14 protein-coding genes are annotated in these 23748 nt (G+C 37.3%); 4 read left to right on the plus strand and 10 right to left on the minus strand.

Annotated features, from left to right (window positions below; genetic code table 11):
* Positions 1-60: 60 nt before the first annotated feature.
* The 8 genes from M4I44_RS06800 to M4I44_RS06835 all read right to left on the minus strand — a co-directional run bounded on the left by M4I44_RS06800 (position 61) and on the right by M4I44_RS06835 (position 12920).
* Positions 61-747 (minus strand): glycerophosphodiester phosphodiesterase family protein, encoded by a 687-nt coding sequence (locus M4I44_RS06800; RefSeq protein ID WP_249966874.1) that lies wholly within the window; start codon positions 745-747, stop codon positions 61-63.
* 316 nt (positions 748-1063) lie between these two features.
* Positions 1064-2728, minus strand: a complete 1665-nt coding sequence (locus tag M4I44_RS06805) for an alpha-amylase family glycosyl hydrolase (protein ID WP_249966875.1) — start codon at positions 2726-2728, stop codon at positions 1064-1066.
* 127 nt (positions 2729-2855) lie between these two features.
* Positions 2856-4715 (minus strand): glycoside hydrolase family 13 protein, encoded by a 1860-nt coding sequence (locus tag M4I44_RS06810; protein ID WP_249966876.1) that lies wholly within the window; start codon positions 4713-4715, stop codon positions 2856-2858.
* A 357-nt stretch (positions 4716-5072) separates the two neighbouring features.
* Positions 5073-7187 (minus strand): glycoside hydrolase family 97 protein, encoded by a 2115-nt coding sequence (locus M4I44_RS06815; RefSeq protein WP_249966877.1) that lies wholly within the window; start codon positions 7185-7187, stop codon positions 5073-5075.
* Positions 7188-7213: 26 nt separating this feature from the next.
* On the minus strand, positions 7214-9517 hold the full coding sequence (locus M4I44_RS06820; protein WP_249966878.1) for a glycoside hydrolase family 65 protein: 2304 nt from the start codon (positions 9515-9517) through the stop codon (positions 7214-7216).
* A gap of 17 nt (positions 9518-9534) precedes the next feature.
* The gene (pgmB, locus tag M4I44_RS06825) at positions 9535-10194 is read right to left on the minus strand and encodes a beta-phosphoglucomutase (protein ID WP_249966879.1); all 660 of its coding nucleotides are present in this window, start codon (positions 10192-10194) and stop codon (positions 9535-9537) included.
* Positions 10187-11707 (minus strand): MFS transporter, encoded by a 1521-nt coding sequence (locus M4I44_RS06830; RefSeq protein WP_249966880.1) that lies wholly within the window; start codon positions 11705-11707, stop codon positions 10187-10189. Before M4I44_RS06830 ends, pgmB begins: the two co-directional genes overlap by 8 nt.
* A 181-nt stretch (positions 11708-11888) precedes the next feature.
* Complete coding sequence (locus tag M4I44_RS06835; RefSeq protein ID WP_017494772.1) at positions 11889-12920, minus strand: LacI family DNA-binding transcriptional regulator; 1032 nt, start codon at positions 12918-12920, stop codon at positions 11889-11891.
* Between the two features lie 237 nt (positions 12921-13157).
* Here M4I44_RS06835 and M4I44_RS06840 point away from each other — a divergent pair, with 237 nt between their 5' ends.
* The 4 genes from M4I44_RS06840 to M4I44_RS06855 all read left to right on the plus strand — a co-directional run bounded on the left by M4I44_RS06840 (position 13158) and on the right by M4I44_RS06855 (position 21873).
* On the plus strand, positions 13158-16133 hold the full coding sequence (locus M4I44_RS06840; RefSeq protein ID WP_017494773.1) for a TonB-dependent receptor: 2976 nt from the start codon (positions 13158-13160) through the stop codon (positions 16131-16133).
* A gap of 37 nt (positions 16134-16170) precedes the next feature.
* On the plus strand, positions 16171-17799 hold the full coding sequence (locus tag M4I44_RS06845) for a RagB/SusD family nutrient uptake outer membrane protein (protein WP_026109798.1): 1629 nt from the start codon (positions 16171-16173) through the stop codon (positions 17797-17799).
* 17 nt (positions 17800-17816) lie between these two features.
* On the plus strand, positions 17817-18914 hold the full coding sequence (locus M4I44_RS06850) for a SusE domain-containing protein (protein WP_249966881.1): 1098 nt from the start codon (positions 17817-17819) through the stop codon (positions 18912-18914).
* 85 nt (positions 18915-18999) lie between these two features.
* Positions 19000-21873: an alpha-amylase family glycosyl hydrolase gene (locus M4I44_RS06855; RefSeq protein ID WP_249966882.1), complete on the plus strand. Its 2874-nt coding sequence runs from the start codon at positions 19000-19002 to the stop codon at positions 21871-21873.
* 104 nt (positions 21874-21977) lie between these two features.
* On the opposite strand, the gene M4I44_RS06860 is transcribed toward M4I44_RS06855, so the two are convergent.
* Complete coding sequence (locus tag M4I44_RS06860; protein WP_070905972.1) at positions 21978-22208, minus strand: DUF6814 family protein; 231 nt, start codon at positions 22206-22208, stop codon at positions 21978-21980.
* Between the two features lie 10 nt (positions 22209-22218).
* Positions 22219-23715: an MFS transporter gene (locus M4I44_RS06865; RefSeq protein ID WP_249966883.1), complete on the minus strand. Its 1497-nt coding sequence runs from the start codon at positions 23713-23715 to the stop codon at positions 22219-22221.
* Between the last annotated feature and the right edge of the window lie 33 nt (positions 23716-23748).

Raw genomic sequence — 23748 nt, forward strand, 5'->3', positions numbered from 1 at the left:
GTGAATTATTTTTTTAATCTCAAAGAATAAAAATTCATGAATTCGTGGCTGTTTTTTAACCTATATTTTATCCGGAAAATCAGAGATTATTCCATCTACTTTATAACTTTTTACTTTTTGAATGTCTTCCTCCGTATTAACGGTCCAGGGAAAAACCAGAAATCCTTTTTGCTTTATTTTACTAACATTTTCTGCATTTAAAAGATGATAATCAGGATGAATGGCTTTTGTTTTTATGGTTTCGGCGAAAGCCAGAGCACTATCAAGATCTTCTTCTGTTAAAACACCAACAGGAATATTAGGATTTAAATTCTGAACTTCTTTTAAGGCATTCCAGTCAAAGCTTGAGATAATAAAATGTTCATAAGTCCAGCCTTTCTCTTTGATATAAGTTTCGATTAAAGCAACTACCTGTGAGGAAGTATCGGCATTTTTTAGTTCGACGTTAATGAAACATTTTTTGTCAACCAGATCAAAAACTTCGTTTAAAGTTGGAATTTCATATTGCCCGGCAATCAAAAATGATTTTAGTTCGGCTAAGGTGTATTGAGTGATCTCGCCTTTCCCGTTGGTCATTTTGTCAATGGTTTCATCGTGCATTACAATTATATGTCCATCAGCACTTAAGTGAACATCAAGTTCAATTCCGTCAGCATTGAGATCTAACGCTTTCTGAAATGCTTGCAGTGTATTTTCGGGTTCGTAAGCTTTTGCGCCTCTATGAGCTATTTTTAGCATTTTGTTCATTTCGTGAAGGTTCAGAGGTGCAAAGGTACAAAGGTGCAAAGGAAAAATAATAGCCACAGATTAAAGGATTAGAATGATTTTAAAAAATCTATGATAATCCTTTAATCTGTGGCTAAATAACTTTGTGAATCTTTGCGGTAAATGCAGTATTTTTTCTAACCGCAAAGGTCGCAAAGTTTTACGCAAGGTTAGCAAGGAATTTATTAAAAATTAAATAGCCACGAATTCACGAATTTATATTTTCAAAGATTATCAAAAAATAATTCGTGAATTCGTGGCTAAAGAAAAATCTTTGCGTTTCTCTGCGGTAAAATTGTTATTCTTCTTCCAGTAAAACAATATTAAAATCACTTTCAATAGTGATCTTTCCATCTAGTACTTCAATTTCCTGATTTGAATAAAAGTCTCTCAGTTTTGTTCCGTTTAGGAAGATTTCGCCAACAGTTAGCTCTTTTTTTCCTTTTGGTAAATCTAACCCAATTACAACTTTATCATTATAGGTATCTTTTGTGAAAGTTCTTGAAAAAACATAAGGCTGTGCATTAATCTGATGGTGGATTCCTGCGCCAACAGCGGGATGATTTCTTCTAAACTGACCTAATTTTTGCCAGTGTAAAAGTGTTTTTTGTGTTTCTGGACTGTTTTGAATATCGTCCCAATTCATGTTAGAACGCAAAGTGGCATCACCCTGAGTGCCTTCAATCACCAGAGAGCGATTGGACTCGTCACCATAATAAACCTGAGACATTCCAGGAGAAAGGAGCAGTTTGGTTCCCGCTTCAATACCTTTTATACGATAGGCATCAAAAGGCTGACCATCGTCATGGGAAGACATATAATTCAAAACGGAATATCCTTTTAAGTCATTTTGAAGATGATTGGAATACTTCGAAAATAAACTTTCATAATTGTTTTGAGCGGCATTCCATTTGAATTCGAAATTAATCATACCATTGAAGCCGTTTTGGAAATAATTTACCTTTCGGTCTCCGAAATCATAGTCTTGTCCTCCGCTAATTCCATATCCGTAAACTTCGGCAATCGTGTAAAAAGGGTTTAGGTCTAAGACTTCCTTTGGGTGGTTTTTTTTCCAGTTTTCGAAAGCATAATCACATTCTTTTTTAAAATCGGCCCAGACACTTTCTTCGGTATGTTTTACGGTATCACCTCTGTAACCGTCAATGCCAAATTCTGAAATATAATCTGTCAGCCATTTTATGATATAGTATTTTGGACTTCTTGGATATCCTGTTCTTTTGAAGAATTCATCCAGTGAGGCGATTTCTTTTTCATAACGACCTTCTTTTTTCCACTTTTCGATTAAAAGAAGGGGTAATTCGACATTTTGCGTACTTTCTGTTTTTATATCCGGAAGGTTGTCTACTAAGGTACACATGGTTGTATTTTCAAATGATTTGTAATCACAAACCATTCCCGTTCGCACCCAGTCCGAAGGCCAAACGGGATCTTCCGGAGTTACAGGACCTGTGTGGTTGATAACGCCGTCCAGAATAATCCGGATGCCTTTTGCATGTGCTTTTTTGACTAAATTGGCTAAGTCCTCTTTCGTTCCAAAATTTGGATCCAGTGCCGTCCAGTCTTTTGCCCAATAGCCATGAAAGCCATAACTAAGTCCCGTTCCTTCGTCAACTCCACCATGTATTTGCTCGACGATTGGAGTTAACCAGATCGCATTGATTCCTAATTGAGTGAAATAACCGCTTTCGATTTTTTTGGTAATTCCGATGATATCACCGCCTTCAAAACCACGTAATTTTCCGGGAGTCTTAGTTCGGTTGAAGTTAACGTCATTAGAAGTGTCTCCGTTATAAAAGCGATCGGTAAGTAAGAAATAAACGTTGGCTCCTTCCCAAATGAAGGGTATTTTTGAAGTATCGTTATTCATTGTAACTGATTTAGAGCCAGAACAACTCATGATTAAGAATACTAAAGGTAAAAAAAGGAAAATGTATTTTTTCATTATTTAGGATTTTTTTAGACATCGATTATGTTGAAAAAAATAGCCACGAATTCACGAATTTTTATTTTCAAAGATTGTCAAAAAATAATTCGTGAATTCGTGGCGGATTAACTTTGCGGTTAAGCTTTTATTCCAATTCTAAAACCAGTGCTGACTTAGGTTCTAAAGTAATTTCGGAAGTTAAATCGAATGTTTTTCCGGTGATCACATCTTTACCTGTTTTAAAGCTTTTGATGTTTTCTTTAAAACGATTTGTTTTTACAACTTGCTCTTTTGCATTGTTATTGAAAACAACCATTACAGTTTTAGCATCCGTATATCTAAAATAAACATAAGTGTTGTTTTCCGGAATGTAATGTGTCATCTTTCCGAAATGAACAGCTTCGTTTGATTTTCTCCAGTTGAATAGTTTAGAGGTAAAATCAAAGTAAGAAGCCTGCTCAGCTGTTCTGCCTTCTTTAGTGAAAGCATTGTTTTTATCACCGGTCCATCCGCCCGGGAAATCCTGACGAATGTCGGCATCGCCTTTGCTTTTATCACCGCCCATTCCAATTTCTGAACCGTAATACAATTGTGGAATTCCACGTATTGTAGCCAATAAAGTCATTGTTAGTTTGTATTTTGCTAAATCATATTTAAAATTATGATTGATACGGTCAGTGTCATGATTTTCGGCAAAAACTAAAATATTATTGGTGTTGGGATACAAATAATCCATTGCAAAATTGTTGTAGAATTTAATCAATCCATTATCCCAGCTTGGCTCATTTTCGTTGAAAGCTGAACTAATCTGGCTTTGAAGTGTAAAATCCATCACACTAGGCAGATTGGAATTGTAATTTTTGATCGCACCAATTTTACTGTCTTTTTGCCAATAGGCTAAATTTGCCTGATTGTGCATCCATATTTCTCCAACGATATTGAAATTTGGATATTCGTTCGTAACTGCTTTTGCCCAATTGGCCATAGCCGTTTGATCAGAGTAATTGTAAGTGTCAACTCTAAATCCGTCAAGATTGGCATATTCAATCCACCAGATCGCATTTTGAGTCAGGTATTTGGCAACAAGAGGATTTCTTAAGTTCAAGTCCGGCATTGAAGGCACAAACCAGCCGTCAACACAAACTTCCTGATCTATTTTTGAAGCGTGAATATCGGTAATTACTTCACGACGGTGGTGCGTTTGTGTAAAAGTTTCAAATTGATTGAACCATGTTTTGGTCGGAATATCTTTCATCATCCAATGGGTAATTCCCCAGTGATTGGTCACATAATCCATAACAAGTTTCATGTTTTTTTTATGCATTTCTGCAGACAGACGAACATAATCTTCATTCGTTCCGTAACGCGGATCTATTTTGTACACGTCTGATTGTGCATAAGTATGGTACGAGTGCTGTTTGTCGTTGTCTTCACAAAGGGGCGTATTCCAAATAGTGGTTGCACCAAGAGATGAAATATAATCCAGATTTTTAATGATTCCTTCGATGTCTCCACCATGGCGGCCACTTGGATCCTGACGATTCCCTTTTTCAGTTAATGCAGCATTACTGTCGTTTTTCGGGTTTCCGTTTGCAAAACGATCCGGCATGATGAGGTACATTACATCTGATGCGTCATAGCTTTTTCGATCTGCCGAGTTGGCTCTTCTTTCTTTAAGTGTGTATTTTTGAGTAAAAGCGACTTTGTTTTTGATTTTGAAGGAGAAAACCAATTCAGCAGCTTTTACATCTTTAGTGTCGATGGTCACAAAAAGGTAGTTTGGGTTTTCGGTTTTTTCGACGCTTTTAATCACCACATTATTAGATACAGAAGCCTCGTATTGTGAAATGTTTTTTCCGTAGAACATAATCTGCAATTCCGGATTTTTCATTCCTGCATACCAAAATGGCGGCTCTGTTTTTTGGATTTGCGCTTTCGCGGAAGCGGAAAACAGCAAAATTATTAGAAGTAATTTATAGATAAGTGATGTTTTTTTGTTTTTCATAGTAATAGGTAGTTATTCTCAGTGTTAGTCGAACAATTTTCAATGTCAGTTCGGGTGATTTTCGGTGTCAGTTCAAGTGATTTTCAGTGTCCGTTCGAGCGGAGTCGAGAACTTCGGTCACATCTCGACTCCGCTCGATGTGACAATTCGCTCGGTGAGACAACTAGCTTGATGTGACGATTCGTTCGATGAGACAATTCGTTCGATGAGACAATTCGCTCGGTGAGACAATTCGCTTCATGTGACGATTGGTTCGATGAGACAATTCGTTCGATGAGACAATTCATTCGATGTAACAAAAAGATGTTAATTAAAAAAAGACAAGTAATTCTGGGGGAAATCACTTGTCTTTAAAAATTACTTCGTTTCGATAATGCTGATCGCATAACCGCCGCCAGGAGCAGACAACTGAGATAATTTTGATTTATTGGTCACCGCTATTTTTTTGATGATGTAAGCTTGCGGATTGGTTTTGTAATGGGCATCTTTTGCATCAGCGTAGATGGTAGCCGTGTATTTTTTGCCTTTTTCAAGGAAACTGAAATCAATGTTTGAGGTACGGGCAGTTTCTCCGTTTACGTTTCCAACGAACCAGTTGTTGGTTCCTTTTGCTTTACGGGCAACAGTGATAAAATCGCCTGGCTCAGCCTCGATGTATTTACTTTCAGACCAGTCTACAGCAACATCTTTAATGAATTGAAAAGCATCCGGAAAACGGTTGTAGTTTTCAGGAGTATCAGCCGCCATTTGTAATGGGCTGTACATCGTAACGTATAATGCCAGTTGGTTTGCCAATGTGCTGTTTACGTGTGATTTGTTGTCCGGATTCATTTTGCTGATATCCATTTCGAAGATTCCCGGAGTGTAATCCATCGGGCCTCCAATCAAACGGGTGAAAGGTAAAACGGTTACGTGGTTTGGTTTAGAACCTCCAAAAGCCTGGTATTCGGTTCCTCTCGCTGCTTCGTTTCCAATTAAGTTCGGATACGTTCTGCAAATTCCGGTTGGACGAACGGCTTCGTGAGCGTTCACCATAATTTTATAATCGGCTGCTTTTTCGATAGCGTATTGATAGTGGTTTACAATCCACTGATCGTAATGATTTTCACCACGAGGTAAAATGTCTCCAACATAACCGCTTTTTACGGCATCATATCCGTTGTCTTTCATGAACTGATACGCTTTGTCGATATGGCGCTCGTAGTTACGAACTGATCCTGACGTTTCATGGTGCATGATAATTTTTACACCTTTAGATTTTGCATATTCATGTAAACCTTTCACGTCAAAATCCGGGTAAGGCGTTACAAAATCAAATACATAATCTTTAGAGTGTCCAAACCAGTCTTCCCAGCCTTCGTTCCATCCTTCAACCAAAACAGCGTCAAAACCATTTGCAGCAGCAAAATCAATGTATTTTTTTACATTGGCATTATTCGCTCCGTGTGTTCCGTTTGGTTTTGCTTTGGAGAAATCAGAAACACCTAATTGTACAGTTGGAAAGTCGTTGGTGTACGACCAAGAACTTTTTCCTGTGATCATTTCCCACCAAACCCCAATATATTTTACAGGTTTAATCCAGGAAGTATCATCAATTTTTGATGGATCGTTTAAGTTTAAAGTCATTTTTGAAGCCAAGATTTCTCTCGCATCATCGCTTACCATAATGGTTCTCCAAGGAGAATGACTTGGGGCTTGCATGTATCCTTTATCGCCTTTTGCATCTGGAGTTAACCAAGACTCAAAAATCATGTTTTTATCGTCTAAATTCAGGTGCATACAAGAATAGTTGATCAAAGCTGCTTCGTGTAAATTGATGTAAATTCCATCAGCAGTTTTTAGCATCAAAGACGTCTGAACTCCTGTTGGAGAAAAAGATTTCTGAGATACGTTGGCAGTATATGCTTTTTGAGATAAACCTCTGATTTCAGATAATTTCGATTTGGTGTAATCGTATTCCTGAGTGTCATAATCTCCCGGAATCCAGAATGCAGTGTGGTCACCCGCCATTGCAAATTGTGTTCTCTCTTCTTTGATTACAAAATAGGTAAGATTTTTTTGTGTTGGGAATTCATATCGGAATCCTAATCCGTCATCAAATAAACGGAAACGAATTACAATTTGACGATCCGTTCCTTTTTGGTTTAAAGTTACAGCCAGTTCATTGTAATGGTTTCTGATCTGATCTACTTCTCCCCAAACCGGTTTCCAGTTTTCGTCAAAAGTGCTTGTTTTGCTGTCAACAACTGTAAAGTCATTCAGTAAAGATTTTTTATCATCTTTAAGTTCAAGACCTAATTTACTGGTTTTTACAACGTCTTTATTTTTGTATTTCAGATTGTAAACCGGAGTTCCGTCGTTTTGAAGCGAAAACTCCATTACGAACTTTCCTTCGGGTGATTTTAATTGTTGTGCTTTTGCTATGGAGCTGAAAGCAAACAGGATTAAACTTGCGAAAAATAAGTTTTTCATGTTGTTAAGTTTTTAAGTGTGTTGTATTAATTGGTTTGAAACAATTTTTCTGCGGTTACCGGATTTCCATTCACCACAAGGGTTAAATCCTGATCACCGTCTACTGTAAAAGTTGTTTCGTTATGATTTACAGCTACTTTTAAAATTTGATTTCTGAAATTAATTTTAAAAGAATAACCGTTCCATTCTTTTGGAATTTTTGGCGAAAAATGAAGCTGATCGTTTTTCACACGCATTCCTCCAAAACCTTCTACGATACTCATCCAAGTTCCGGCCATTGAGGTAATATGACAGCCTTCTTCAACTTCTTTGTTGTAATCATCGAGATCCAAACGAGAGGTTCTTAAATAGAAGGTATAAGCCATGTCCATTTTATCTAAAACAGCAGCCTGAATAGAGTGAACACAAGGCGACAGCGAGCTTTCGTGAACCGTAAAAGATTCGTAAAACTCAAAATTACGTTTTAATTCTTCTTTAGAAAAATGATCTTCAAAGAAATAAAAACACTGTAAAACATCGGCTTGTTTGATGTAAGGGGAACGCAATACACGATCCCAGGACCACTTTTGATTGATAGGACGCTGAGAACGGTCTAAGTCTTTTACAGGAATTAATTCTTTGTCTAAGAACCCGTCTTGCTGCAGGTAGATGCCTAATTCTTCTGAAGTTGGGAAATACATATTATCAGCGACTTTTTTCCATTCCAGAATTTCAGTAGGAGAAAGAGCTACTTTTTCCATAATTCGCTGATGATCTGCAGGATATTCGGCAGCCACTTTGTTAATTTGTTCTTCGGCATAATCAATACACCATTTTGCAGTATAATTGGTGTAGAAATTATTGTTGATATTGTTTTCGTATTCATTCGGACCTGTAACGCCCAGAATCACATATTGATTTTTGGCTTTAGAGAAAGAAGCCCTTTGGTGCCAGAAACGTGCAATCCCGATAAGTACTTCTAAACCTTTTTCAGGTATATAAGAGTAGTCTCCGGTAAAACGGTGGTAGTTGTAAATCGCAAAAGCGATAGCTCCGTTTCGGTGGATTTCTTCGTGTGTGATTTCCCATTCGTTGTGGCATTCTTCGCCATTCATGGTTACCATTGGATACAAAGCAGCACCGTTTTTAAAGCCTAAATTGTCTTTGGCGTTTTCAATTGCCTTGTCCAATTGATTGAAACGGTAGGTCAACAAATTGCGGGCAACCTGCTGATCTTTAGTGGCCATGTAAAACGGAATGCAATAAGCCTCAGTATCCCAATAGGTAGATCCGCCATATTTTTCTCCGGTGAAACCTTTAGGTCCGATATTCAAACGGCTGTCTTTTCCTAGGTAAGTCTGATTTAACTGAAAAATATTAAAACGGATTCCCTGTTGTGCTTTTACGTCTCCGTCAATGGTAATGTCTGACATTTCCCAGATTTTACTCCAGGCATTGATTTGATTCTGAAGTAAAGTTTCATAACCAAGAGCAACGGCTGTTTTAATGCATTTTTCGGCTGCAGTTAAAGTATTCTCATGATTTAAAGAAACTGTATATCCTCCAATTTTTTGGATCGATGAGGTTTGCCCTTTTGCGATAATGGTACCGTAAGTAAACTGAATTTTATCTGCAGTTGAATCGATTGTTGAAGGCGAAATGTTTACATTTTCTCCGTTTGCAAAAATCGTATTGTGCATAAAAGTGGTTACTTTAAAATGCGTTTTAAAAGTCTGCGCCGTTACAAAAGCTTCATTTGCTGCTTTTTTAACTTCAAGAGGCTCCCAGAATTTTTCGTCCCAGTTGGCATCTTCATTGGTAACTCCTGCATCAATATAAGGTTTGTAAACAATTTTGGCATCCTTGTTCAAAGGAGTGATTTCGTACTTAATGATTCCGGTTTCATCCAGATCTAAAGAAAGAAAACGACGAATGTTTACGGCAATTTCGGTTCCGTTTTTTAAAGTAGCTTCAAAAGAACGATTGTACCAGCCTTCTTTCATATTTAATTCTCTGCGAAAATTTTTCACAGCAGTACAATGGTGCAAATCCAGGTTCTCTTCGTTGATCTGAATGTCAATTCCAATCCAGTTTGGAGCGTTTAATACTTTGGCGAAGTATTTAGGGTATCCGTTTTTCCACCAGCCTACTTTTGTTTTGTCCGGATAATAGATTCCCGCGATGTAGCTTCCCTGAAAAGTTTCACCCGAATAGGTTTCTTCAAAATTGGCACGTTGTCCCATAGCACCATTTCCGATGCTAAAAAGACTTTCTGATGATTTTACTCTCTCAGCGTCAAAGCCTTCTTCGATGATGGACCAATTGTCTGGTTTAATGTAATCTTGATTCATTTTTGCGATTGATTGATTTATTTTGCGATTAATGATTTGATGAATTGAATATCCATTGAGGTAAAATCCTCAAAGACATAGTGTGCTTCGTGTAGAATTGTTTTGGAACCGATTCCGATACTGGTCATTTTTCCAATATTGGCGGCCTGAACTCCGGCAACTGAATCTTCAAAAACAAAAGAGTTTTCAGGGCTAATCTGTAACAATTGGGCCGCTTTTAGGAAAACTTCAGGGTCCGGTTTGGCATTGGTAACGTCGTTTCCGTCAACAATAACATCGAAGTACGAAAGTATTCCGGTTTTCTCCAGAATCGGGCGTGCATTTTTACTGGCAGAACCCAATGCAATTCCCTGATTTTGTTCTTTTAAAAATTGAAGAATTTTAAAAACTCCGGGAAGAATTTCGCTTTCATCCATGTCAACCAAATAAGACAAGTAGTCTTCGTTTTTTTGAATGAGCCATTTGTCTTTGTCTTCCTGTGAAGCGGGAACATTTCCCAGCTCGAGAATTATGTCTAACGAACGCACACGGCTTACTCCTTTAAGTAATTCGTTGTGTTCGTGTGTAAAATTTATATTTAAGGCCTTTGCAATTTTCTGCCAGGCTAAAAAGTGGTATTTAGCGGTATCAACGATCACTCCATCAAGATCGAAGATGAATGCTTTTTTATTATTCATGAATTTCAATTTTAGTTCTGCTATTTACTCTAAGGGTAAGTAATCCGGCAAATATCATAGATACACCTCCGATAATTAAGGCGTAGATAGGTTCGTTGTGAAAGAATTGTTTAATGACAAATCCTAAGATTGTGGCAGCTACAATTTGCGGTATTACTACAAAGAAGTTGAAAACTCCCATATAATAACCCATTTTTGCTGCCGGTAAAGCTCCGGATAACATGGCATAAGGCATCGACAGTATACTTGCCCAAGCGATACCCACTCCCAACATTGGTAGGATCAGCATTTGTTTGTCGCCAATAAAATAAATGGAGATTAAACCAACACCTCCTGCACATAAGGCCAATAAATGTGTTGCTCTAACGCCTACTTTTTTTGCAATAACAGGCAATAAAAAAGCAACTGCTGCAGCTACTCCGTTGTAAACTGTGAACAAAACCGAAACCCAGTCGGCGGCATCATTGTAAATTTTAGAAGTAGTGTCTGTAGTACTAAAAATATGTTGTGTAACGGCTTGTGTCGTATAAATCCACATCGAGAATAAGGCAAACCAGGAGAAAAACTGCACCCAGGCCAGTTTTTTCATCGTGACAGGCATGTTCAAAAGATCGGTCATGATGATCGTAAAGCCATTGTGAACCTTTGAAGTTCTTAATTGTGAAGCAATCATGAATAGAACACCCATGAAAACCAATCCGATAAACAGAATGTATAGTTCTTTAGCCAGACTGTTCTCGAAAATTAAAAAGGAAACCAGAGCTCCAACTACCGCCAATAGTAATCCTAAAAAGAATTGTCTTTTGATGTTACCTTGAGATTCTGTTTCCGGATTGAGGATAAGATCTTCCTTGTCTTTTTTGCTTTGAAGTTCAAAAGCATGAAGTTCTTCAGGAGTGTATTCTGTTGTTTTAAAAACAGTCCATAAAACAGAAAGCAGGAAAACAATTCCGCCAATATAGAAGGACCATTTAACAGAATCCGGTATAATTCCTTCCGGAGCTGTATTACTTACGTCAAAAACATTAGTAAAAAGATAGGGTAAAACCGAACCTACTACTGCACCGGTTCCGATAAAGAAGCTTTGCATGGCAAAACCTAAAGTACGCTGCTTTTCAGGTAAATTGTCTCCAACAAAAGCACGAAAAGGCTCCATTGAAACATTTATCGACGCGTCCATAATCCATAGAGTACCGGCAGCTATCCATAAAGTTGGAGAGTTGGGCATGATGAATAAGGCAACAGAAGACAAGATAGCTCCAATTAAAAAATAGGGGCGGCGTCTGCCTAGACGAGTCCAGGTTCTATCGCTAAAATAACCAATTACGGGTTGGATAATTAATCCTGAAACCGGAGCCGCAATCCATAAAATTGGAATTTCGTCAATTTTGGCACCCAGAGTTTCAAAAATTCTTGAAGTATTTGCATTTTGCAGTGCAAAACCAAACTGTATTCCCAAGAAACCGAAACTCATGTTCCAAATTTCCCAGAAACTTAATTTACGCTTTTCCATTATCGTAATTAAAGAATTAATTAGACGATAAGCGCTTTGCTTATCAAAACTTACTTATTATTTTCGAAGTAAAAGTAAAAGCTTTGAGCAGGCGTAAAAGTATTAATTATTTTTTTAAATACGCTAACAAAAAAGTCATAAATGTTGTTTGTGACTTTAGAAAATATTGATTTTTAGGTTTTTAGTCAGTAGATTCTCTTTTTATCAGATGGGTTTCAATAACTTCTGTGGTGTAATTTTCGTTCTCTTCTTCATCGTCTTCATGTTCCGCTTCGAGTCTTTCGATCAGCATTTTAGCGGCTTTATTCCCCATTTTTTCACCACTCTGGCTTACGGTGGTGATGCTTGGAGTAGAGTATTTAGAAATAATCCCGTCAGTAAAGGCGATTACAGCAATATCTTCGGGAACTTTGAGGCCCATTTTGCTTGCAGTTTTGATAATGGTTACGGCAAAAAGCTCATTTACGGCGAAAACAGCATCAAACGCACGGTCATGCAATAACTGACTGATGGTGATTTCGCAAGTGTCTACATCTTCGATTTTTATGATTAAATCTTCATTAAAAGGCAATCCATTATCGAGAAGTGCTTTTTCGTAACCGTCGGTTCTGAGTTTTCCCACACTTACATAATCTACGGTAGTGACAAGCGCGATTTTTTTACGGCCGTTGTCAATCAGACTCTGAACGGCTTCATAAGCAGCTGCTTTGTCATCAATAATGACTTTGTCGCATAAAATATCATTGGTGACGCGGTCGAACATGACCACCGGCATTCCCTGATTGATAACCTCGGTAATGTGGTGAAAATCACCTTTGTATTGTGTTTCTTTAGAGAGTGACATGATAAAACCATCGATACTTCCGTTGGCTAACATTTCCATATTCAGAACTTCTTTATCGAAAGAATCGTCAGACAAACAGATCACAACGCTGTAGCCATTTTCATTGGCAACCTGTTCAATTCCGTTGATCACAGTAGAGAAAAAATGATGTACAATTTCCGGAATGATAATACCAATACTTTTGGTTTTTCGATTTTTTAAACTAAGGGCAATATTGTTGGGCTTGTAGTTGTAAAACTTTGCAAATGCCTGCACTTTTGCGCGCGTTTCTTCTCCTATTTCCTGACTGTCTCTTAGTGATTTTGAGACTGTTGAAATAGAGACGTCAAGTTCCTTTGCGATCTGCTTTAGGGTTATTTTACGTTTCATAGTTGTTATTTGAAAAAAATCTAATTGTTAATAAAGGTATCTTTTATTTCTAAAATCGACAATTTTTGACTTAAAAGATTACAAAAAAAAGAAAGTTTTCAACACTACCACGTTTTCGTAAACCAATAAAAAAGCCAACCGGTTGGTCATGTTAATTAATTCCTAATTTTGAAATTCGAAGTAAAATTAAAAACTTAACTAACAATCAAAAACTCAAACTAAATTTAAACAAAAAGTATGAAAACAATTTACAAAAAGTTGTTATTTTTATTCCTCTTGTTGCCGTTTACTGTGTTAGCTCAAAGCACTTTAACCGGAACAGTTGTCGATTTGGCAACGGGACAACCGATCCCGGGAGTAAATGTAAATGTACAGGGTGCTCCCGGTGGAGCATCAACAGATTTTGACGGTAAATTTCAGTTATCTAATGTAAAAAATGGGGACAAAATTTTGGTTTCATTTATTGGATATAAAACGTCAACTGTAGCTTATAATGGTCAAAAAACACTAAACGTTTCTTTGGAAGAAGATACCAATCAGCTTAAAGAAGTTGTCGTGCAAGTAGGTTACGGTACGGTTAAGAAAAAGGATGCAACAGGTTCTGTATCTCAAATCGCTGCAAAAGACTTCAACAAAGGAATTAACGTGACTCCGGAGAGTTTAATTAGCGGTCGTATCTCAGGTGTGAATGTAACAGGAGGTGGTGCTCCGGGAGCTAAAGCCGATATCAGAATTCGTGGAGGATCTTCTTTAAATGCTTCAAACGAGCCATTAATTGTTTTAGACGGACTTCCGTTAAGCAATGCGGTACCAAGCGGTTCTACCAGTATTTTATCTACCATTGACCCTAATGATATTGAATCTTTTACAGTACTTAAAGATGCATCTGCTGCTGCAATCTACGGATCAAGAGCTGCAAATGGTGTAATCGTAATTACAACTAAAAAAGGATCAAAAGGTGGGGTTAAAGTGAACTTCAGTTCTCAGGTTGGGATCAATACAGTAGCCAATACAGTGGATGTAATGAGTGCTGATCAATACAGAGAATTAGTAAAAACCAAAGGTACTCCTGCACAACAGGCTTTACTAGGGAATGCAAATACAAACTGGCAGGATGAAATTTTTCATACAGCCTTGACAACCAACAATAATATTTCTGTAAGCGGTTCTTTATTTGATAAATTGCCAGTACGTTTATCTGTTGGTAATATTGATAATCCTGGAATCTTAAGAAACACTTCTTTTGAAAGAACTACGACATCGATATCGTTAAATCCGGTATTGTTTGACAATCATTTAAAAATCGATATTAGTGGAAATTTAGCTTTCGGTAAAAATCAATTTCAGGATGAGGGTGGAGTTATCGGAAGCGCTATCGGATTTGATCCTACGCAACCAGTTTATAAGACAGGTTCTCGTTATGGAGGATACTTTGAATGGTTGGAGCCAAACGGAAATTTACCGTTATTACCAGCAAGAAATCCTGTAGCAAGATTAAATCAGGATAACAGAAGAGCAACTTCAACCAGAAAATGGGGGAATGTTAGAGTAGATTATAAACTTCACTTTTTTGAAGATTTAAGAGTTGTTGCTGAAGCAGGTATCGACAGATTTGACAGCAGCGGATTTACTGAAGTAAGTACACAAAGTATTTTAGGATTTCAGCCAAAAGCATTCAGCGATCCGGGTTATGTAAATCTTGGAAACTATTCGAGATATACGGATGCACTTCAAAATAAAAACTTAAATGCTTATTTTAATTATACTAAAGATTTAGGAAAAATTAAAATTGATGCAACGGCAGGTTATAACTACCAATTGTTTCAAAAAGAAAAATATTCATCTGGAGAAACAAGACAGCCAAATCCTAATGAGGATGTAGCTACAGATCCGGATGTGAACTTACAATCGTTCTTTGGACGTTTGAATTTAGGGTATGACAGCAGATATTTACTGACTTTAAATTACAGAAGAGACGGAACTTCCCGTTTTTCTAAAGACAACAGATGGGGGAACTTCGCAGGAGGTGCTTTTGCATGGAATGTTGCTGAAGAAGCTTTCTTAAAAGGGAATTCAACAGTTTCCAGTTTGAAATTAAGAGTGGGTTACGGAACGACAGGACAACAGGATATCTCTGCTCAGTACGATTATTTACAAAGAGTAACTTTAGGAACAATTAACTCACAATACATTTTTGGTAATACCATCTATCCAACTGCAAGACCAGAAGGATATAACGAAAATATCAAATGGGAAGAATTGGCAGAATCTAACATCGGTATCGATTACGGATTTTTCAATGACAGAATTACAGGATCGATCAACTATTTTGATAAAAAATCATCTGATTTGTTAGCGGATATCGCAGTTCCTGATGGTGCTAATATTAGAAATCAAGGTTTCTTTAATATTGGAAGTGTAAGAACAAAAGGGGTTGAATTTAGTATTGCTTCTGATATTATTAAAAGTGATAATCTGACTTGGAATGTAGCTTTTAACACGACTTATATCGATCAGAATATTTCGGAATTAGGAATTACAGTTCCTGGTTTTCAGGGGTACTTAACGGGAGATAATATCGCCGGAGGAAACGGAAATAAAATCCTGATTAACTCAGTAGGTTATGCACCAAACTCATTTTTTGTATACGAGCAATTATACGATGCAAACAAAAGACCAATTGCCGGGGCTTATGTAGACAGAAACGGAGACGGAAAAATTGATACGGCTGACCGTTACAGAGCTGGAAAAGCTGCACCTGATTATACTTTTGGATTGTTTTCTACCTTAAACTACAAAAAGTTTGACTTTACAATGAACTGGAGAGCAAGTGTAGGTAATAAGATTTTTGATAACGTAAGTTCTAATTTAGGGTATTCTGATGCGGGATTAAGAAGACAAACAGATTTGTCTAACGTAAGTTCAGATTACTACAATACTGGTTTCACTTTTGAAGACAATGGTACATCACGTTACTTGTCTGACTATTTTGTGAAAGATGCTTCTTTTATCAAATTAGACAACGTTACACTTGGATATACTTTTGATAAAACGATCATTAAAGGTGCTTCTTTAAGATTTACAGCTGGAGTTCAGAATGTTTTCATTCTAACAAAATACAATGGTTTAGATCCTGAGAAATTCAATGGAATTGATAATAACGTTTATCCGAGAGCAAGAACATTCTTGTTTGGTGTAAATGCGAATTTCTAATAGTAGACTGAAAATCAAAAATTTAAAAACAAACAAAATGAAAATATCATTTAAATATATATCTTATTTTTTCCTATTCGTTTTAGGATTAAGTATGACGCTTACTTCGTGTACGGACGACTTAAACGTGACGCCAAAGGATGATGATGAATTTTTATCAGAAACCTTTTTTAAAGATCCGGCATCGTACAAACAAGTTTTAGCTAAATTATATGCAGGTTTGTATGTTGGAGGTAATGATGGTGATGGTGATGCGGCTATACCTGGAAAAAACCCTGATATCGCTGGACTTGGTGGTGACTTTAGCAGTTACTTAAGATTACTTTTTGTAACACAGGAATTTACCACAGATGAAGCGATCATTGCGTGGGCTGATGGTACTTTACCAACTTTGAATGCACAAACATGGTCTCCTGCAAATGAGTTCTTGGAAGGGACTTTCTCCAGAGCGTTTTACCACATTAGTGTTGCGAATGAGTTTTTAAGACAAACAACAGAAGAGAAATTAGCGTCAAGAAATGTTGATGCCAAGCTGAAAGCTGATATCGCTAACTTTAGAGCTGAGGCTCGTTTCTTAAGAGCTTTCTCTTATTACAACTTAATGGATTTGTTCGGAAATGTGCCAATTACAACAGAAAAAGACCCTGTTGGATTCTTTTATCCGGAGCAAAAAACAAGAGCGGAAGTTTTTGCTTTTGTTGAATCTGAATTGAAGGACTTAGACAATAGCTTAGTAGCTTCAAAAGCAAATGAATATGGAAGAGTGGATAAAACGGCTGCCAAATTTTTATTGGCACAGGTTTATTTGAACGCTAAAGTATACATTGGTGTAGACAAGAACAATGAAGCTGCAACATTGTGTAATGAAATTATTACGAGTTCAGGTTATACTTTCGCAAATGTTCCGTACAGATACTTATTCTCTGCAGATAATAATAGAAATGGCGCTCAGTCTGAAGTTATTTTCCCAATTGTTAGTGATGGGAATGCCATTAGAGCAACTGGTGGAGGAATGAGTTTTATCATGCACGCTTCTATTGGAGGTAGCATGGATGCAGCATCCAGAGGAATGGATGGTGGATGGCAAGGGATTAGAACTCGTAGAGAGTTTGTAGCTCTTTTTCCTGATGCAACTGCAACAGGGGATAAAAGAGGAACATTCTATACGAATGGACAATCATTAGACATTAATAATGTATCGACCTTTACGGATGGTTATGCAGTAACAAAATACATCAATAAAAATGCTGATGGTTCTGCAGCACAAAGAAATGATATTCCGGATATTGATTTTCCAATGTTCCGATTAACAGATGCTTATTTAATGTATGCTGAGGCTACTCTTAGAGGAGCTACCAGCGGTAATCTTAATACAGCTTTAGGATACGTAAACCAAATTAGAGGCAGAGCGGGTGCACCAGCAATTACACTTCCACAGTTAACACTTGATTTTATCTTAGATGAAAGAGGAAGAGAATTGTTCTGGGAATGTCACAGAAGAACTGATTTAATTCGTTTTGGTAAGTTTAGCGGAGGATCTAAAATCTGGCAATGGAAAGGTGGAATTATGGCGGGAGCAGCAACTGCATCTTTCAGAGATTTAATGCCAATTCCTGCAAGAAATATCCAAGCAAATCCAACATTGAAACAAAATCCTGGGTATTAACTTTATAAAACATTAAAATGAAAAATATATATAAAATTTTAATCGCATTTATTGGTGTTTTAGCTGTTTCGTGTAATGCTGATGATGTAGAGAACCGACAAATTGTTGATGCTGTTGCAACACCTGAAATTACGGCACCTGCAACAGGAAAAGCATTTGTTTTAGATGTGGATAAACCTTCGCAGGAAGTGGCCAAATTTACATGGTCTAAAGCAACCTATTCTGCTCCTGTAGTAGTAAGTTATACGTTGTTGATTGATAAAAAAGGAGGTGATTTTTCGAAAGCAGTTACGCTGGAAAGAACCACAAATATAGCCGAGGTTTCAGTGCTTGCAAAAGATTTGAACCAGGCAGCGATTGATCTTGGAGCTCAAACAGAAGTAGCCTCTTTATTTGATGTAAAAATAGCTTCAAGCGTTTCAGGCGGAGTTCCACAGGTTTCTAAAACAGTAATCACAATTAGTGTAACCCCTTATACCGGAAAAGTAGATTACAAATTTACAGAATGGTATTTAGTTGGTGACGCAACAGTTTCAGGATGGGATAATAATAAAGGAAATCAAATTTTATTCAGAAATCCAAAAAATCCTAACGAATATACTTTTACAGGATTCTTTAAAGCGGGTGCTTTTAAAACCATTAGTACTTTAGGCAGCTGGGCTCCAATGTATGGTGGTGCAGGTGATGTTTTAGTGTACAGAGGAAAAGAATCTGACGCTGATCCGGCTAGTTTTGTAATTGCAACTCAGGGGTATTACACCTTTAAAATCGATGTACAAAAACTAACGTACAAACTAACTCCGTATGATGCGTCTGCTGCTAAAACGTATGGAACAGTTGGTATCATTGGCGATAGTACGCCAGGAGGCTGGAATACGTCGACAGCGATGAAAAAATCTACGTTCAACGATCATATCTGGACTCTGGGAGTAACGGCGTTGAAAGATGGCGGACTTAAATTCAGAGCAGATGATAAATGGGACGTTTCATGGGGAGGAACTACTCCGTTCTCAGGAGGAGGTTCCGGTGAAAATATACCAGTAGCAAAATCTAAATATGTTATTTATTTTAATGATTTAGACGGAAGCTATTTAATGATTCCAAATCAGGAATAATTTTTTACTGAAATTTAAAAGGGCTATCTGTTAGAAGATAGCCCTTTTTTTAGTCAGACTAACTAACCAACCAATCAACCACATTATGAAAAAAACTTTACTATGGATCACATTTTTGTGGTCTGTGGCTACTTTTGCCCAAACGCAAACGGTAAGCTACTCCGTAAGTCCGTCAACTTTTGAAGAGACTACACCCATTACCATCACCATTAACGGTACCAGTGTTGATGAAAATAGCTGGGGAATTACCGACCATTCCTTGTATATGTGGGCCTGGGCTTTTGATACCAATGATACTACTCAGAAGGGAAGTCCGGATAATGGTTCCTGGGATGCTTCAAGCGAGGCGAGCAAATTCACCTATAATTCGGGTACAGACACGTATACCAAAACCATTACACCAACAGTTTATTACAATACCACAGGGATTGGAAGAATTGGTTTTTTGGTAAAAGCGAAAAACGGAAATGGCGATAAAAAATCGCAGGATATTTTAGTAGAAGTAGGCAGCTTTCAGGTAAGCCTCACTAGTCCTGCAGAAAATAGTACAACAATTATTGTTTCAGGCGCAAATTTTAATATAGTGGCCACCAATACAAATGGTGCGGCAAGCTACCTCTTGAAGTCAAATGGAGCGACCATTAATACCAATACAAGTACGGTAAGTTATTCTTATTCTCACTCAAATATTACAAGCAATCAAATTTATGAACTGAGTGTGACTCAGGGAGCAACTACTATTGTAAAGAAGTTTTCGGTTGTGGTAAATCCAAATACGGTTTTAGAAACAATGCCAGCGGGTTTGACAGACGGAATAAACTACAATCTGGCCGATGCCACAAAAGCCACTTTGGTTTTGGATGCGCCTTTAAAAGACTTTGTATACGTTGCCGGAAGTTTTAATAATTGGCAGCCTTCATCGGCTTATGCTATGAAAAAAGACCCTGCGTCGGGTAAATTCTGGTTAGAATTAACGGGATTGGTTTCAGGCGCAAATAATACGTATCAATATTGGGTAGTAGATACAACACCATTGGCTAATTCACCTTCGATGGTAAAAACAGCCGATCCGTATTCCACTTTAGTGTTATCACCTTATGATGATTCTTCTATTCCTTCAGCTTCTTATCCCAACATGCCTGTTTATCCGGCAGGACAGAATTTTGAAGTTACCGTTCTAAAAACCGGACAAACACCATACAATTGGCAGGTGACCAATTTCGTAAAACCCGAAAAAGAAAAGTTAGTAGTTTATGAAGTTTTGGTTCGTGATTTTGATGCAGCCAGAAACTATCAAAGTTTAATAGACCGTATCGATTATTTCAAAAATCTTAAAATAAATGCCATCGAACTAATGCCGGTAATGGAGTTTGAAGGCAATGAAAGTTGGGGCTACAATACCTCGTTTCATATGGCTTTGGATAAATTTTACGGGACTTCAGATAAGTTAAAAGAATTCATCGACTTATGTCATCAAAATGGAATTGCAGTAATTCTGGACGTTGCTTTAAATCATGCTTTCGGAAGAAACCCTATGGTGAGAATGTGGATGAATGATCCGGATGGAGATGGTTTTGGTTCGCCAACTGCCGAAAACCCCTATTTTAATACAGTAGCTAAACATGCGTACAATGTGGGAGAAGATTTCAATCACCAGTCGCTAAAAACGCAGAACTATGTCGATCGTGTTATTAAACAATGGATTGAAGAATATAAAATTGACGGTTTCCGTTGGGATTTAACCAAAGGTTTTACGCAAAATTGTACGGCTTCTGATGGAGCCTGTACGGATGCCTATCAACAAGACAGGGTAGATGTATTAAAAAAGTATGCTGATTATTCATGGAGTCTGGATCCTACACATTATACGATTTTCGAACATCTGGGATCTGATACTGAGGAAAAAGAATGGGCGAATTACAGAATTGTTGAGACACCTTCTAAAGGAGTAATGATGTGGGGGAAAATGACAGGACCCTACAACCAATTGTCAATGGGGTACGCAAGTGAGAGTACTATTTCAAGAATGTCTAGTGAAAGTCATGGTTTTACCGCAAACCGATTAATGGGATATGCTGAAAGTCATGATGAAGAACGTTTGATGTATAAAAATTTACAATACGGAAATTCAACAGTAGGGTATAATGTAAAAACGTTAGACACTGCATTGTCTAGGATGTCGGCAATTGGTGCCGTTTCGTTATTAGTTCCGGGACCAAAAATGATCTGGCATTTTGGAGAATTAGGATGGGAGAATTCTATTTTTACCTGTAATGATAATTCGGTTAACAATGATTTTGATGGCGTTGTGGGTGATTGTAAATTGGATACAAAACCACAGCCTCAATGGGCCAGTAATTGGTTGGGTAATTCATCGCGTAGTAAAATTTACACTGACTGGGCAAAGATGATTACCTTGAAAATAAAAGAGCCTGTGTTTTTGGGAACTCCCGTAATTGCAAATACAAATTCTTTATCAGTTAACATTAAAATTACCAATTCGGCCTTGTCTTCAACCCAGTTAAAGGATGTTTTAATAGTGGCAAATTTTGATGTTACTGCTCAAAATGTTCCAACAGGTTTTCAATATACAGGCACCTGGTATAATTTGATGGACAATACTACTATTAATGTTGCTGACGTAAATGCTCCCTTAAATCTTCCTGCAGGAGAGTATAGAATTTATGGCAATAAAGCAGCAAATTTAGCCATTACGGATTTTGAAAAAGGAAGTGCAGTTCATCTGTATCCCAATCCGGTTTCAGACTATTTTACTTTAAATGTACCAGTGTCAAAAGTTCAGGTATATGCCGTTTCGGGGCAATTAGTGAAAAGCTTTAATGCGAAAGGAAATAGGGATTCTCAGTTTGCTGTAAACGATTTGAAAACAGGATTGTACCTTGTGAAAGCAGTTGATGAGAATGGACATACTCAGGTAATGAAGTTTGTTAAAAAATAATTTATCGAAACAAATAGAAAAATAGAACCGACAGGTAAAAGATTTTTGGTTTTGTTAGTGGCGAGAAAGGACTGTCTGTTTTTAGACAGTCCTTTCGTTTTTTATTATCTTTTTATTTTAGTATTGTATTCTCCTGCTACAGCAAAATAGCCAAAAGTACCTAGCCCCAAAACAATTAATGGAGTAAGAATGAAAAGAATAATGATTCCGAATACAAGATCGTCTTGTTTGTCTGAAAGCAGTTTAGGTAAGCCAAATTCGAAAATGCAAAAATAAGTCGCTGCAATTGCCAGTATAATCCACAGAACACCTAAAGCTTGTTTGATTGAATTCATAAATAGTATATTAAAGGTGATTTGTTTTATTCTTATTATCGATGTAAACCATTCCAATTACAAAACATACTGAGGCTATAATAATTGGATACCAAAGTCCGTCAAGATAAAAATCATCTTTTCCGGCAGCTTTAGCGTGAGTTACAAAATAAGTTGAAATTGCCGGGAGTAGTCCGCCAAAAATTCCGTTCCCTACATGATAGGGAAGTGACATCGAAGTATATCTGATTTTAGTTGGAAACAGTTCAACTAAAAAAGCTGCAATTGGGCCGTAAACCATGGTAACAAATAAAACCTGAATGAAAATTAAGAAAATTAAAGTCCATTCATCATTAGAATTGATATTTATAATAACACTGCTTTGAGATTCTTTTTGATCTGCAAAGTTTGTTTTCTTTTCTGTATACGTAGTTCCGTCAGTATAGGTTTTCGAAATAGTGGTAATGGTTTGATTTTCTTTAAAAACAGCTGTATTTGTAGTTGTTTTCTCGGCTATTTCAGTCTTGTGTTTTAGATCGGTTGTGTTGTACATTTTTTTGTAAATAGGTCTGTAAAACAAAATAGCAAGCAGCATTCCTCCCATCATAATATGTTTTCGTCCGATTTTATCACTCAGCCATCCAAAAAAAATAAAAAATGGTGTTCCGAACAACAATGCGATTCCCAGTAATTCATCTACTTGTGACGAATTAATATTCATCACTGTTTTCATAAAACTCATGGCATAAAATTGCCCGGTGTACCAAACCACACCTTGCCCCATAGTGGCGCCGAATAATGCGAGTAAAACAAATTTCAGGTTATATCGATTCCCGAAACTTTCTTTTAAAGGATTGGTACTTGTTGTTCCTTCTTTTTTGGCTTTAGCAAATACAGGAGATTCATCCATGTTTTTACGAATCAAATAGGAGATTCCAATCATCACAATAGAAACCCAAAACGGAACACGCCATCCCCAGGAATCGAAATCTTCGGGCGAAAGAATATTTTTTGTGGCTAATATGACCATCAAAGAAATAAATAAACCAACTGTTGCGGTAGTTTGAATCCACGAAGTCCAATACCCCTTTTGTCCCGCAGGAGCGTGTTCTGCCACATAAGTAGCAGCTCCGCCATATTCGCCCCCAAGAGCGAGACCCTGAAGTAAACGAAGAATTAAAACCAATAAAGGAGCTAAAAAGCCAATTGTTTCATAACTCGGAATACAGCCAATTAAAAAAGTAGAGCCTCCCATTAATAAGAGGGTAGCCATAAAAGTATATTTGCGGCCAATGATATCACCAAGTCTTCCGAAAAACAATGCCCCAAAAGGCCGCACTACAAATCCGGCAGCAAAAGTGGCTAAAGTCGATAAGAATGCAGCAGTAGGATTATCACTGGGAAAGAATTTGGTTGAAATGACGACTGCTAAACTTCCGAAAATATAAAAATCATACCATTCAATCATGGTTCCCATCGACGATGCCGAAATTACTTTCCAGATGCCCTTTGTAGAGGTGTTGCTCATAAGCTGACTTTGTGTACTTGATGATGAATAAAA

Source organism: Flavobacterium sp. B183, assembly GCF_023539155.1.
Classification (GTDB): Bacteria; Bacteroidota; Bacteroidia; order Flavobacteriales; family Flavobacteriaceae; genus Flavobacterium; species Flavobacterium tructae.